A 14,005-nucleotide genomic window follows, 5' to 3' on the forward strand; every position below is an offset into this window, starting at 1 on the left:
TCCTAGAGGCAGCGCGATGACCTAAGAGGTGATAGCCGAGGAGGGAATACAGACGTCGTGCCAGACGCTGTCCAGCTCCACGGTCCCGCCCGCACCGTCGGCACAATTCCCAGCCGTCGGTCGTCGGCTCCGATCCAGGGTGGACGGGGCCGGAAGCCGTTTTCCAACGTTCCGAGAGGTTGTTCGTGTCGGCCAGCACATCCCGTACGCTCCCGCCGGAGATCGCCGAATCCGTCTCAGTGATGGCGCTCATCGAGCGGGGAAAGGCTGATGGGCAGATCGCCGGCGACGACGTGCGTCGTGCCTTCGAAGCTGACCAGATCCCGGCCACTCAGTGGAAGAACGTTCTGCGCAGCCTCAACCAGATCCTCGAGGAAGAGGGTGTGACGCTGATGGTGAGTGCCGCGGAGCCCAAGCGCCCCCGCAAGAGCGTCGCAGCGAAGAGTCCGGCCAAACGCACCGCGACCAAGACGGTCGCGGCCAAGACCGCCACCGCGAAGTCGGCCACCGCCACAGCCGCCTCGGCGAAGCCCGCCGCCGAAGGCGTGGCCGAGGACAGCACGGCCGCCAAGAAGGCTGCTGCCAAGAAGACGACGGCCAAGAAGGCCGTCACGAAGAAGACCGTCGCCAAGAAGACGACGGCGAAGAAGACCGCCTCCAAGAAGGAGGCCGGTGAGCTCCTGGACGAGGAGGTCACCGAGGAGACCCCCGTCGTCGGCAAGCCCGGCGAGGGCGAGCCCGCGGAAGAGGGCGCCCAGGGCTTCGTCCTCTCCGACGAGGACGAGGACGACGCGCCCGCCCAGCAGGTCGCGGCGGCCGGCGCCACCGCCGACCCCGTCAAGGACTACCTGAAGCAGATCGGTAAGGTCCCCCTGCTCAACGCCGAGCAGGAGGTCGAGCTCGCCAAGCGCATCGAGGCGGGTCTGTTCGCCGAGGACAAGCTGGCCAACGCCGACAAGCTCGCGCCGAAGCTCAAGCGCGAGCTGGAGATCATCGCCGAGGACGGCCGCCGCGCCAAGAACCATCTCCTGGAGGCCAACCTCCGCCTGGTGGTCTCCCTGGCCAAGCGCTACACGGGCCGCGGCATGCTCTTCCTGGACCTCATCCAGGAGGGCAACCTCGGTCTGATCCGCGCGGTCGAGAAGTTCGACTACACCAAGGGCTACAAGTTCTCCACGTACGCCACCTGGTGGATCCGTCAGGCCATCACCCGCGCCATGGCCGACCAGGCCCGCACCATCCGCATCCCGGTGCACATGGTCGAGGTCATCAACAAGCTCGCGCGCGTGCAGCGCCAGATGCTCCAGGACCTGGGCCGTGAGCCCACCCCGGAGGAGCTGGCCAAGGAGCTCGACATGACCCCGGAGAAGGTCATCGAGGTCCAGAAGTACGGCCGCGAGCCCATCTCCCTGCACACCCCGCTGGGCGAGGACGGCGACAGCGAGTTCGGTGACCTCATCGAGGACTCCGAAGCCGTGGTTCCGGCCGACGCGGTCAGCTTCACGCTCCTCCAGGAGCAGCTCCACTCCGTCCTCGACACCCTGTCCGAGCGCGAGGCGGGCGTCGTCTCGATGCGCTTCGGTCTCACCGACGGTCAGCCGAAGACCCTCGACGAGATCGGCAAGGTCTACGGGGTGACGCGTGAGCGCATCCGCCAGATCGAGTCGAAGACCATGTCGAAGCTGCGCCACCCGTCGCGTTCGCAGGTCCTGCGCGACTACCTGGACTAGGTCCCGACCGCCAGGACCGCGCCCTGCCTCGGGACGGCACGTCCCGACCGCCAGGGCCAGGTCCTGGCCATCCGGACCAGACCTCTGAGCGCCTGCGAAAGACCCGGAGCCCTTCCGTGCGAAGGCTCCGGGTCTTTCGTCTGTCTGCGCGGACAGGGTGCGGCGCGCGCGACGGCGGATGACTCTGGGTACGCGATGGCAACCCGGAGTGAGGAGAACGCATGCGTCGCCCCTTCGCCCGAACGCTGGCGGGAACGCTGATCCTGGGGGCCGCCGCTGCGGCTCTGCCTCTGGCCTCCCCACCTCCGGCGGCCGCCGACAGTGTGATCGTCGGCGGCACTCCGGCACGGGTGGAGGACAGTCCGTGGACGGTGGCCCTCGCCAGTCGTGCCCAATTCGGAGGTACCCGCTCGGGCCAGTTCTGCGGGGGCGTCGTGGTCGCGCCGTCCACGGTGCTGACCGCGGCACATTGCATGAGCGAAGAGGTGCTCGGCGTGCCCCTGCAGCAGTTGCGGGACCTGAGGGTCCTGGCCGGACGCGAGGACCTGCACACGGACTCCGGGGCCGAGATCCCGGTGAGTGACGTATGGGTCAACCCTGAGTACGACGCCTACACGAACGACGGCGACGTCGCCGTCGTGACCCTGTCCAGGGCGCTGCCGCAGGGGTATGTGATCCCGATGGCGCGCGCAGGAGACCCCGCGTACGAACCGGGGACCGGCGCGGCTGTGTACGGCTGGGGAGACACGACGGGCGCAGGTGACTACGCGCACGTGCTGCACTCCGCGCGCGTGACGGTCCTGCCGGATGCCGTATGCGACGAGGCCTACCAAGGCAGCGTCGACGGGACGTACACGCGGACGTCGATGCTGTGCGCAGGCGAGCGCCAGGGCGGGCGGGACGCCTGCCAGGGCGACAGCGGAGGCCCCCTGGTGGCTCGCGGACGCCTCATCGGGCTCGTGTCGTGGGGGAGCGGCTGCGGCCGGGCGGACAGCCCGGGGGTCTATACGCGCGTCTCGGAGGTCGTACGGCTTGTGGAGCGGTACGAGTAGCAGCGCGCGGGGTGCGCTGAGGTGCGCAGGCCTGGGGTGCCTCAAGGGCTGCCCAGTGGGGCCGGCCGGGGGGGCGCTCGGTAGCGGCGCACTCCACCGTCTGAGCCGCCGCGCAACGCGGTGGCTCACATCCTGGCGAGCGCAGTGACGGTGCGACGACTGGGGCGGTACGCAGGCCGAGAGCGGCCTTACGGGGCAGCGGGGGAGCTTCGGCGCGGCCCTGTGGGGCCGCCTCAGCGCTCGCTGCCGGGGGATGTCGCGGGGTTGGGCGGTCCCCGGGAATTGGGCTCCTCCCGGAGCCGTCAGGGCCCGTCCGTCGGCACGGCCCGGAGCTGCCAGCCGCTACGGTTCGCGCCAGGAAGACGTCCGCGCCTGGAAGGTCCACGCCGGGAAACGCCTGGAAACCTCAGGGAAGAGGACGGGCGGCCGCTCCTGGGTCACAGGGGCAGCCGCCCGGTCGCCGGCCTGGTGGTCCGGCGTTCGCTCGTCGTGGTGCGAGGCGTCAGCGGTCCTCATCGGACGTGGTGGCCGGAACGGCCGTCAGGCGCTCCGTCTCGTCCTGTATCTCGGCGGCGATCTTCTTGAGTTCCGGCTCGAACTTGCGACCGTGGTGGGCGCAGAAGAGCAGTTCACCGCCACTGAGCAGCACGACGCGCAGGTAGGCCTGGGCGCCGCATCGGTCGCAGCGGTCAGCGGCCGTCAGGGGGCTCGCGGGGGTCAGAACAGTAGTCACGTCGCCTCTTCTCTAGCTCGACGAGCTGTCGTACCAGGGTCAACATCCAACCAGGCCGAAAACGTTCCCGCTCGTGGCTTTTCCTCGAAATTTTCTTTCCGAGGTGGCTGTCTGCTGCCGGTTGGCGGCGAATGTGCCGTAGTGCGTGTCTTACGTGTCGTACGGTTTCGCGCTGTCTGTCAGGTCGGGTCCTGCCGGCTGGCTTGCCGGTTGTTCAAGAGGACGTGCCCGGAGCCTAAATGGTTCATGCCTGGAAGGGAACGTGACGTGCGCTTCACTCCATCGAGGGATCGAACACGCGTGCGCTTCTGGACTAGTCTGGACCTGGTCGGGGGTGATGGCGAGGGTGGCGTGGCAGCGGCTCTACCAGGCCTCGGTACCCTCTGACGGGCAGCAGAAGCCGAGCCCTTACCCCGAAGGGCCCCCAATGAAATTCAGCGAGGAGCGAACCGCGTGACCGCCGAGACGTCCGTGCCGTCCACAGCGTTGCTGACCGGAGCAGACCGGGACGGTTCCAACTACACCGCGCGGCACCTGCTCGTCCTGGAGGGGCTCGAGGCGGTCCGCAAGCGCCCGGGCATGTACATCGGCTCCACGGACAGCCGGGGCCTGATGCACTGCCTCTGGGAGATCATCGACAACTCCGTCGACGAGGCCCTGGGCGGGTTCTGCGATCACATCGAGGTGATCCTGCACGACGACGCCTCCGTGGAGGTCCGGGACAACGGCCGGGGCATCCCCGTCGACGTCGAGCCGAAGACCGGGCTCTCCGGTGTCGAGGTCGTCATGACGAAGCTGCACGCGGGCGGCAAGTTCGGCGGCGGTTCGTACGCGGCCTCCGGCGGTCTGCACGGCGTGGGCGCCTCCGTGGTGAACGCCCTGTCGGCCCGCCTGGACGTCGAGGTGGACCGCGCCGGGCACACCCACGCCATCAGCTTCCGGCGCGGCGTCCCCGGTGCGTTCGCAAAGATGGGGCCCGAGGCCCCGTTCGATGCCAAGGCCCGGCTGACCAAGGTCAAGAAGATCCCCAAGGCCCGTACGGGTACCCGCGTGCGGTACTGGGCGGACCGCCAGATCTTCCTCAAGGACGCCAAGCTCAACCTGGAGACGCTGCACCAGCGTGCCCGGCAGACCGCGTTCCTCGTTCCGGGCCTCACGATCGTCGTACGCGACGAGTACGGGCTGGGCGAGGGCGGTACGAAGGGCGAGGAATCCTTCCGCTTCGACGGTGGCATCAGCGAATTCTGTGAGTTCCTGGCACAGGACAAGGCGGTGTGCGACGTCCTGCGCTTCACCGGGCAGGGCACCTTCAAGGAGACCGTGCCGGTCCTGGACGACCGCGGGCACATGACGCCCACCGAGGTCACCCGCGAGCTGGGCGTGGACGTCGCCCTGCGCTGGGGCACCGGCTACGACACGACGATCAAGTCGTTCGTGAACATCATCGCCACGCCCAAGGGCGGCACCCACGTGGCTGGCTTCGAGCGCTCGCTCACCAAGACCGTCAACGAGGTGCTGCGGGCACAGAAGCTGCTGCGGGTGGCCGAGGACGACGTCGTCAAGGACGACGCCCTCGAGGGGCTGACCGCGGTCGTGACCGTGCGGCTGGCCGAGCCGCAGTTCGAGGGCCAGACCAAGGAGGTCCTGGGCACGTCGGCGGCCAACCGCATCGTGGCCAACGTGATCGCCAAGGAGCTCAAGGCGTTCCTCACCTCGTCCAAGCGGGATGCCAAGGCGCAGGCGCGGGCCGTGATGGACAAGGTCGTGGCGGCGGCGCGGACCCGCATCGCGGCCCGGCAGCACAAGGAGGCCCAGCGGCGCAAGACGGCCCTGGAGTCGTCGTCCCTGCCGGCGAAGCTGGCGGACTGCCGCAGTGACGCGGTGGACCGCAGTGAGCTGTTCATCGTGGAGGGGGACTCCGCGCTGGGCACGGCGAAGCTGGCGCGCAATTCGGAGTTCCAGGCGCTGCTACCCATCCGCGGCAAGATCCTCAACGTTCAGAAGTCGTCGGTCTCCGACATGCTGAAGAACGTCGAGTGCGGCGCGATCATCCAGGTCATAGGGGCTGGGTCCGGCCGGACCTTCGATCTGGACGCCGCCCGCTACGGAAAGATCATCTTGCTGGTGGACGCCGATGTCGACGGGGCGCACATCCGCTGCCTGTTGCTGACGCTCTTCCAGCGCTACATGCGGCCCATGGTCGAGGCCGGCCGGGTGTTCGCGGCGGTGCCGCCGCTGCACCGCATCGAGCTGTCCCAGCCCAAGAAGGGGCAGGACAAGTACGTCTACACGTACTCCGACCGTGAGCTGCGCGAGACGCTGCTGGAGTTCGAACGCAAGGGCGTGCGGTACAAGGACTCCATCCAGCGCTACAAGGGCCTGGGCGAGATGGACGCCGACCAGTTGGCGGAGACCACGATGGACCCGCGTCACCGCACTCTGCGCCGTATCAACATCAGCGACCTGGAAGCCGCCGAGCAGGTCTTCGACCTGCTCATGGGCAATGAAGTCGCTCCCCGCAAGGAGTTCATCACCAGCTCCGCCGCCACGCTCGACCGCTCGCGCATCGACGCGTAACCGCGGTCCGGGCGCCACGACGCCCCGCCGCGTCCGGTGCCTCCACCCCCGGGTGGAGGCACCGTTCCACCCGCGCTCCACTTCTGCTCCGATTCGCTGACCTGGGCCGATTCCGTACCGTCGAAGTCGTCGTACTTCTTCGTCCGCGCACGCCATCGGAGGCCGTGATGCCCGGGTTCGCCAACGCGCTGCTGATCATCGCTGCCGCCGGGCTGCTCGCCATACGCCAGACGAAGCCGCAGCGCATGAGGGCGGCCAGGCGCTGGTGGCCGCTGCCCGTCGTGCTCGCCTACTGCGGCCTGCGCGGATCGGGTCGCGGCTCGCATCTGATCGATGTCCACCACCGCTATGCGTCGATAGCGCTCCTCAGCGTCGAACTGCTCGTCGGCGTGGCAATGGGCGCGGCGGCCTGGGCCGGCACCAGCCACATCCGGACCGAGCCGGACGGTTCCGTGCGTAGCCGGGAGACCAAGGCCACGGCCGTGATGCGAGGTGCGGGCATCGCCCCACGGCTCGGGCTCGTCGGCATAGCCCTGCTCATCGGTATGCACCAGGGCACCGGCGCGCTGCTCCTCGGCCTGGCGGCGTCCCTGCTGGTAGGCGCCGGCTCTCTGGAGCTGCGGGTTGGCGCTCTGCATCCGGCTCCGGTACTCACCGCCGCCGTGCGGTGACCGGGCACACCGACCGGAAGGAGTAGGCATGACGTGCGACAACTGGACGCGCTGGCCTGTACGGGAAGCACTCAGCCCGGAGGGCTTGACCCGGTCCCGGCGGTTGCTCACCTGGGTGGTGCGCGCGGTGTTCATCGGCGTGCTGCTGTGGAGTGCCTTCTCCGGGCGCGACATGCCGGCCTGGGGCAGCGCCCTGGCGATGCTCATGGTCGTGCTCTGTACGGTGACCATCGCGTGGTACTTCCACGCCACCCTGCAACGGCAGGCCTGGACGTCCTTGTGCTCACTCGGCCTGCTGGTGGCGGTAGGCGCGGTGGCGCAGGGAACCGGGTTGCACATACCCGCGGCCGTGCTGTGGTGCTCCTGCGCCGTTCTGGCCCTGGAGCGACTGCCCCTGGGCGCGGCGGTGGCCGCCGCCCTGCTGGCACTGGGGGCGTTTGCCCTGGTGAACGAGGACCCGTGGCCGGTCACAGCGGCCGTCACCGTGGGTCTTGGTCTCGCCGGTTACGTCCTGCGGCTGGATGCCGAGGCCCGGGGCAACGCCCAGCGACTGCTCGCGCAGGAGCGGGCCGCGCGGGCCGCCGAGGCGGAGTCCGCCGCCCTGGCCGAGCGCGCCCGGATCGCCCGGGAGATCCACGACGTGCTGGCGCACAGCCTCTCCGCGCAGATGGTCCACCTGGAGGCGGCCCGGCTGCTGATCGAACGGGACGCGGACCGGGAGCAGATCCACGAACGGGTGGTTGCGGCACGGGCCATGGCTGCGGAAGGACTGGCCGAGACCCGCCAGGCGCTGTCCGCGCTGCGCGGGGAGATGACCCCGGTCGAGGACTATCTCCGCCGGCTCGCCGCTGAGGACGGAACCCAGGTCGCGGTCTCCGGAGAGCGCCGGGACCTTGCCACCGAGGCTTCGCAGGCGGTGCGGAGAGTGGCGCAGGAGGCATTGACGAACGTCCGGAAGCACGCTTCGGGCGCCAAGGTGACCGTGTGCCTGGAGTACGGGGAGGAGGACGTCACGCTGGACGTGCGGGATTCGGGCGGGGCGCCGGGTGATCTGACGGCGTCGGGTGCCGGGTACGGTCTGCTCGGAATGCGGGAGCGCGCCGAGTTGCTCGGCGGCTCGCTGGAGGCGGGGCCGGAGGAGGATGGCTTCGCGGTGAGGCTGAGGGTGCCGGGATGACAGGGGACGACGGGCGCAGCGACGGCGGGACCATGGCTGGTGCTGGTGCTGGTGCTGGTGCTGGTGCTGGTGCTGGTGCTGGTGCTGGTGCTGGTGCTGGTGCTGGCGGTGTGGGCCCCGGCTCTCCGGCGGGCGGGCCGGGAGTGAGCGTCGGGGTTCGCGCAGAGGCAGGTGTCAGTGCGGGTGCCGGTGCGGGTGCGGGGCCGGTGGGCCAGGAGGCAGCAGCAGAGGGGAAGGCGCCCGCGCGTGTGGTCGTGGTCGATGACCAGACTGTGGTGCGTGAGGGCATTGTGATGCTGCTGGGGCTGTTGCCGGGGATCGAGGTCGTGGGTGCCGGGGGCGACGGTGAGGAAGCGGTGCGGCTCGTGGCAGAACTCGCGCCGGACGTCGTGCTGATGGACCTGAGGATGCCCCGTTGTGACGGGGCGGAGGCGACGCGCCGGATCCGCGCCGAGTATCCGGGTACGCAGGTGGTGGTGCTCACTACATACGACGACGATGAGTCGCTGTTCCCCGCGCTCAAGGCCGGGGCGCGGGGGTATCTCACCAAGGACGCGGGCGGTGACGAGATCGTGCGGGCCATCGGGGACGTGCTCTCGGGGAAGGCCGGTCTGTCGCCGCAGATCCAGCGGCGGCTCCTGGAGCGGCTCGCGGAGCCGGAGCCTCCGGCGCGGCCGGTGGAACCGCCGGACGGCCTGACGCTGCGGGAGACGGAGGTGATCGGACTGATCGCGGAAGGGATGACGAACCAGGAGATCGCTCGCGCGCTGCACGTCTCCACGGCCACCGTGAAGACCCACATCAACAACCTCTTCGCCAAAACGGGGCTCAAGGACCGCGCACAGGCCGTGCGGTATGCCTATCGACACGGTCTCGCGCAGCCACCGGGAAGTACGCGCAGGTGAGAAACCATTTCACCTGATGGGGTGAAGAGCGGAAGGAGACAAGTCAGGGATCTTCCCGTTCTGCTCATCCTTGGGCACGCGGCCGAACATGGCTGCGGGCAAGGAGAGTTCGGTGGAGAAGGACGACGGCCGTAATGCCGGGCGGGACGGTCCAGGCGACCTGCGGGACCCGTGGTACGACGAGCTCGCCACGGGGTGGGGCGAGCCGGACGGCGTGGGCACACCGGCGCCCATGAGTCCTGCCGCCCCGGTGCCCGAGGGGGACAGGAGCGCGACCGACATCTACCTGCAGGTGCAGGCGAGCGAGGCCTTTCAGGAAGTGCGACGCCGATACCGAAGGTTCGTGGTCCCCGGGGTGGCCGTCTTCTTCACCTGGTACGTGGCGTACGTCGTGACGGCGACGTCGGCGCCGGGGTTGATGGCGCGGCCCGTCACCGGTGCGGTGAACGTGGCGATGCTGGCGGGGCTCGGGCAGTTCGTCACGACGTTCCTGCTGACCTGGGCGTACGCCCGGCATGCGCGGCTGCGGCGGGACCGGGCGGCGCTCGATCTGCGCTGGACCGTGTTCGAGCAGAAGAGGGAGCGGGAGCTGAGGCAGGGGGCGAGCGGTGACCGGTGAGCATCAGACGGCGGCGCTCGTGCTGTTCGGTGTGTTCGTGGCGGTCACGCTCGCCATCACGACGTATGTGAGCCGCAACAGGCAGGGTTCGGCGGAGGAGTTCTATGCGGGCGGGCGGTTGTTCTCGCCCATGGAGAATGGTTTTGCCATCGCGGGGGATTACATGTCGGCCGCCTCGTTCCTCGGCATCTCCGGGCTGATCGCGCTGTACGGCTACGACGGGCTGCTGTATTCGGTGGGGTTTCTCGTGGCGTGGCTGGTGGTGCTGTTCCTCGTGGCGGAACTGGTGCGCAACTGCGGGCGGTTCACGCTCGCCGACGTCGTGGCGGCGCGGATGCGGGAGCGTCCGGTGCGCATCGCCGCGGGAACGTCCTCGGTGACGGTGTCCGTTCTCTATCTGGTGGCGCAGATGGTGGGGGCCGGTTCCCTGGTCGCGTTGCTGCTCGGGGAGACGGGCGAGGCCGCGCAGGCGTGGACGGTCATCGGTGTCGGCGCGCTCATGGTCGTCTATGTGTCGCTGGGAGGGATGCGGGCCACCACGTGGATCCAGATCGTCAAAGCGGTCCTGTTGATGGGCGGGGCCGTCGCGCTGACCGTGCTGGTGCTGGTGCGGTTCCAGGGCGACTTCAACCACTTGTTGCGTACGGCTGCCGACCGCAGTGGGCACGGGAGCGCGTTCCTGGCGCCCGGTCTGAAGTACGGCGGGGACTGGACCGCGCGCCTGGACTTCATCAGCCTGGGGCTGGCGCTCGTGCTGGGGACGGCGGGACTGCCGCACATTTTGTCCCGTTTCTACACCGTGCCGACCGCGCGGGCCGCCCGCCGCTCGGTGGTCTGGTCGATCGGTCTCATCGGCGGGTTCTACCTGATGACGATCGTGCTGGGCTTCGGTGCGGCCGCGATCGTCGGTGCCGACGCGGTCCGCGGGTCGAACGCCGCGGGGAACACGGCGGTGCCCCTGCTGGCGCTCGACCTGGGCGGAGGCGCGGATTCCACCGGAGGAACGGTTCTCTTCGCGATCGTCGCCGCCATCGCGTTCGCCACCATCCTCGCCGTGGTCGCCGGGATCACGCTCGCGTCCTCGGCGTCCGTGGCCCACGACCTGTACGCGTCCCTGCGGCGGCGCGCCGAGCCGCGCAGTGAGGTGGCGGTGGCGCGTGTCGCCGCGGCCGGGATCGGGGTGGTGGCGATCGGCCTCGGGTTGCTGGCCAAGGACCTCAATGTCGCGTTCCTGGTGGGGCTCGCGTTCGCGGTGGCCGCGTCCGCCAACCTGCCGGTGCTGCTGTACTCGCTGTTCTGGCGGAGGTTCACGACGCGGGGCGCCGTGTGGTCGGTGTACGGGGGCCTGGTGCCCGCGCTGGTGCTCGTGGCGCTGTCGCCGGTGGTGTCCGGCAGCCCGGACGCCTTGTTCCCCGGCGTGGACTTCCAGTACTTCCCACTCGACAACCCGGGCCTGGTCTCCATCCCGCTGGGCTTCCTCGCGGGCTGGCTGGCCACGGTGACCTCGGCGGACAGGGCGGACGAGGGCAAGCACGCGGAGACGGAGGTGCGTTCGCTGACGGGGGCGGGCGCCGTGTAAGCCGAGTGGAGGCGAGGGCGGCGGGGAGGCCTCCCCGTGCCGAGATCCCGGGGGAGGGGTCGCCCGGGGCTTCCGACGGTGCCGCGAACGCAGGGCTAGCGGCCGGTCGCCCACTCGTAACGGTGCTCCGGACGGCCCGTGTCGCCGTACCTCAGGCTCAGTCGCACGCGGCCCGTGCGCTCCAGGAGTTTCAGGTAGCGCTGCGCGGTCTGGCGGCTGAGCCGGGTGCGTTCCCCCAGCTCCTGGGCGGAGAGGGGCCCTTCGGCGGCCAGCAGGGCCCTGCGGACCAGTTCCGCCGTGGTGGGGGAGTGCCCCTTGGGCAGCTCGGGCGCAGTGGTCGTCGCGGAGAGCGCGCCGAAGATCCGGTCGACCTCCGCCTGCTCCGCCTCGCCCCCGCCGTCTAGGGTGCGGCGCAGCGTGGCGTAGGCCTCGAGCTTCGCGCGGAGCCCGGTGTACGAGAACGGCTTGACCAGGTACTGCAGCGCGCCGTGGCGCATCGCGGCCTGGACGGTGGTGATGTCCCGCGCCGCCGTCACCATGATGACGTCGGTCTGGTGGCCGCGTTCGCGGAGCGTACGCACCATGGCGAGGCCCGTCCGGTCCGGCAGGTAGTGGTCGAGGAGTACGAGGTCGACGGGCACCTCCTCGACCAGCCGCAGCGCCTCGGCGGCGCTGTGGGCGCGTCCGGCGACCCGGAAGCCCGGGACCTTCTCGACGTAGGCGGCGTTGACGTCCGCGACCCGGACGTCGTCGTCCACGACCAGCACCTCGATCATCGCGCCTCCTCCGGAACGAACGGCTGTGGTTCCGCCGGGTCCGACTGCGGACCCTCGGCGGACGACGGTTGGTCTGCTGCGGACGTCGGATACTGGCCCGCCGGGCCAGGACGCGGAGCCGCCGAGACGGGACACGGACCGGTGGAGGCGGACTGGGGCTCCGCGGTGGCCGGAGGCGGTCCTGCTGCGGCCGTCGGCGGCCCCGCTGTGGCCGGTTGCGGCTCCGTGAGTCCTTCGGGCAGGACGACGGTGAACTCGGCGCCTCCGTCCGGGCCCGCGCCGACCCGGGCGGTGCCGCCCTGGCGCTCGGCGAGCCGGCGCACGAGCGCGAGACCGATGCCCCGCCTGCCGTGTGCGGGGGCTTCCTTGGTGGTCCAGCCCTCCGTGAAGACCGCCTCGCGCTGTCCCGGCGGGACACCGGGGCCGGAATCGCGTACCCGGAGGACAACCGTGCGTCCCTGGAGACCTTCGGTACGCAGAACGACCTCCACGCGCGCGTGCGGTGTGCCTGCCGCCGCGTCCAGCGCGTTGTCCACGAGGTTGCCGACGATCGTCACGAGGCCGCCTGGGTCGACGAGCCGGTCGGGCACGGCGGTGTCCTCGGAGACGACGAGTGCCACGCCGCGCTCCGTGGCCACGGTCGCCTTGCCGACGAGCAGGGCCGACAGGAGCGGATCGTGGATCTTCTCGGTGATCTGCTCGGCCGTCACCCGGTGCGCGCCCGCCACCTCGCCGACGAACTCCGCGGCCTCTTCGTACAGCTCCAGTTCCAGCAGGCCGAGCAGCGTGTGCATACGGTTGGCGTGCTCGTGGTCCTGGGCGCGCAGGGCGTCGATGAGGCCGCGGGTGGAGTCGAGTTCGCGACCGAGCTGCTCCAGCTCGGTGCGGTCGCGCAGGGTCGCGACGGCGCCCCCGTCGTCCGTGGGCATGCGGTTGGCGACCAGGACGCGTTGGCCCCGTACCGTCAACAGGTCGGTGCCCGTGACCCGTCCCGCCAGCACGTCCGTCGTACGCCCCGGGCCGAGGGCCACGTCCAGAGGACGGCCGATCGCCTCCGTGCCGAGCCCCAGGAGGCGCTGCGCCTCGTCGTTGAGCAGCCGTACGCGTCCGTCGTGGTCCAGGGCGACGACGCCCTCCCGGATGCCGTGCAGCATCGCCTCCCGCTCGGCGAGCAGCGCCGCGATGTCGGAGAAGGCGAGGTCCCGGGTCTGGCGCTGGACCCGCCGGGAGATCAGATAGGCGGCGAGGGCGCCGACGGCGAGTGCTCCGCCCGCGTACGCGAAGAGGCCGGGGATCGTGTGGATCAGCCGGTCGCGGACGCTGTCGTACGCGATGCCCACGGAGACCGCCCCGACGATGTCGCCGCTGGGGACGCGCAACGGCACCTTCCCGCGCGCGGAGCGGCCCAGTGTGCCGCTGTCGATCTGCATGACGTCCCGGCCGTCCAGTGCGTCGCTGGGGTCGGTCGAGACGACCTTGCCGATCTCACCGGGTTCCGGGTGGGACCAGCGCACCCCGAGCTTGTTCATGATCACGACGTATTCGGCTCCGCTGGCCTCGCGGATCCGCTCCGCGGCCGCCTGCACGGGGCCGTCGGCCGCCGGTCGCGTCGAGGTGAGGTCCTGGGCGATCCGCGGCTGGGCCGCCGTCGTCTGCGCGATGGCGAGCGCGCGGCGCATGGCCTGGTCGTCGAGCTGTGTGCCGAGCGGCGCGAGGAACAGCCCCGTCGCGAGCACCGTGACCCCGGCGGCGATCGCCAACTGCATCAGCAGGACCTGCGAGAACACACGCCGCGGCAGGCCCAGGCGCAGTCGTCGGGCAGGGGAGGTCGTGCTCATGGACGAACGGTACGGCGGTGGGTGCTCCTCGCCTACGGGAGTGTGGCACGGATCTCGCACGCCGCCCATGGTGGTGCGGGTTGCCCCTGGGGCGGTCGGGGCCTGAACGATCCTGCGTCACGACACCGGGCCACTGGCGGTGCGCTACCCACCAAGACGGGGGCGCTCGCCACGAGCCTGTGCGCCGCTGTGCGCTCCCCTGCGCCGGGCTCCAGAGGGACGCGCCGGGCTTCAGGTGGATGCACCGGCTCTAGGGCGGTCCGCGCGGGCCCTAGGTCCTGTCTGACAAAGGATCTTGGGTGGGTTCGCGGAGCCAGAGGATGAGTGCGGCGAGGCGGACGCCGGCTC

11 protein-coding genes are annotated in these 14,005 nt (G+C 70.3%); 8 read left to right on the forward strand and 3 right to left on the reverse strand.

Features of this window, described 5'->3' with window-relative positions; genetic code table 11:
* Nucleotides 1-179: 179 nt before the first annotated feature.
* Both QK440_RS08390 and QK440_RS08395 read left to right on the forward strand, forming a co-directional pair.
* The gene (locus QK440_RS08390) at nt 180-1,730 is read left to right on the forward strand and encodes an RNA polymerase sigma factor (protein WP_282792356.1); all 1,551 of its coding nucleotides are present in this window, start codon (nt 180-182) and stop codon (nt 1,728-1,730) included.
* A 221-nt stretch (nt 1,731-1,951) separates the two neighbouring features.
* Complete coding sequence (locus QK440_RS08395) at nt 1,952-2,782, forward strand: serine protease (RefSeq protein WP_282792357.1); 831 nt, start codon at nt 1,952-1,954, stop codon at nt 2,780-2,782.
* A 502-nt stretch (nt 2,783-3,284) separates the two neighbouring features.
* Here the strand turns inward: QK440_RS08395 and QK440_RS08400 are convergent.
* Complete coding sequence (locus tag QK440_RS08400) at nt 3,285-3,515, reverse strand: hypothetical protein (RefSeq protein WP_282792358.1); 231 nt, start codon at nt 3,513-3,515, stop codon at nt 3,285-3,287.
* A 453-nt stretch (nt 3,516-3,968) separates the two neighbouring features.
* On the opposite strand from QK440_RS08400, the gene QK440_RS08405 reads away from it, so the two are divergent.
* The 6 genes from QK440_RS08405 (at nt 3,969) to QK440_RS08430 (ending at nt 11,043) form a co-directional block, all read left to right on the forward strand.
* Nucleotides 3,969-6,092 (forward strand): DNA topoisomerase IV subunit B, encoded by a 2,124-nt coding sequence (locus QK440_RS08405; RefSeq protein ID WP_282792359.1) that lies wholly within the window; start codon nt 3,969-3,971, stop codon nt 6,090-6,092.
* 167 nt (nt 6,093-6,259) lie between these two features.
* Nucleotides 6,260-6,763 carry a DUF1453 domain-containing protein gene (locus QK440_RS08410; protein ID WP_282792360.1) on the forward strand — a complete coding sequence of 168 codons (504 nt, stop codon included), beginning with the start codon at nt 6,260-6,262 and terminating at the stop codon, nt 6,761-6,763.
* Nucleotides 6,764-6,791: 28 nt separating this feature from the next.
* Nucleotides 6,792-7,940 carry a histidine kinase gene (locus QK440_RS08415; RefSeq protein ID WP_282792361.1) on the forward strand — a complete coding sequence of 383 codons (1,149 nt, stop codon included), beginning with the start codon at nt 6,792-6,794 and terminating at the stop codon, nt 7,938-7,940.
* A gap of 248 nt (nt 7,941-8,188) precedes the next feature.
* Entirely contained in the window at nt 8,189-8,845 is a 657-nt protein-coding gene (locus QK440_RS08420) for a response regulator transcription factor (protein WP_282792362.1), read from the forward strand.
* 88 nt (nt 8,846-8,933) lie between these two features.
* Entirely contained in the window at nt 8,934-9,464 is a 531-nt protein-coding gene (locus QK440_RS08425; RefSeq protein WP_282792363.1) for a DUF485 domain-containing protein, read from the forward strand.
* Nucleotides 9,454-11,043: a cation acetate symporter gene (locus QK440_RS08430; protein WP_282792364.1), complete on the forward strand. Its 1,590-nt coding sequence runs from the start codon at nt 9,454-9,456 to the stop codon at nt 11,041-11,043. Before QK440_RS08425 ends, QK440_RS08430 begins: the two co-directional genes overlap by 11 nt.
* A 95-nt stretch (nt 11,044-11,138) precedes the next feature.
* Here QK440_RS08430 and QK440_RS08435 read toward each other — a convergent pair whose 3' ends face one another.
* Nucleotides 11,139-11,819, reverse strand: a complete 681-nt coding sequence (locus QK440_RS08435) for a response regulator (protein WP_282792365.1) — start codon at nt 11,817-11,819, stop codon at nt 11,139-11,141.
* Nucleotides 11,816-13,657: a sensor histidine kinase gene (locus tag QK440_RS08440; protein ID WP_282792366.1), complete on the reverse strand. Its 1,842-nt coding sequence runs from the start codon at nt 13,655-13,657 to the stop codon at nt 11,816-11,818. The genes QK440_RS08435 and QK440_RS08440 overlap by 4 nt, the downstream gene beginning before the upstream one ends.
* Between the last annotated feature and the right edge of the window lie 348 nt (nt 13,658-14,005).

Source organism: Streptomyces sp. CC224B, assembly GCF_030010595.1.
In the GTDB taxonomy this organism is placed as follows: Bacteria; Actinomycetota; Actinomycetes; order Streptomycetales; family Streptomycetaceae; genus Streptomyces; species Streptomyces longispororuber.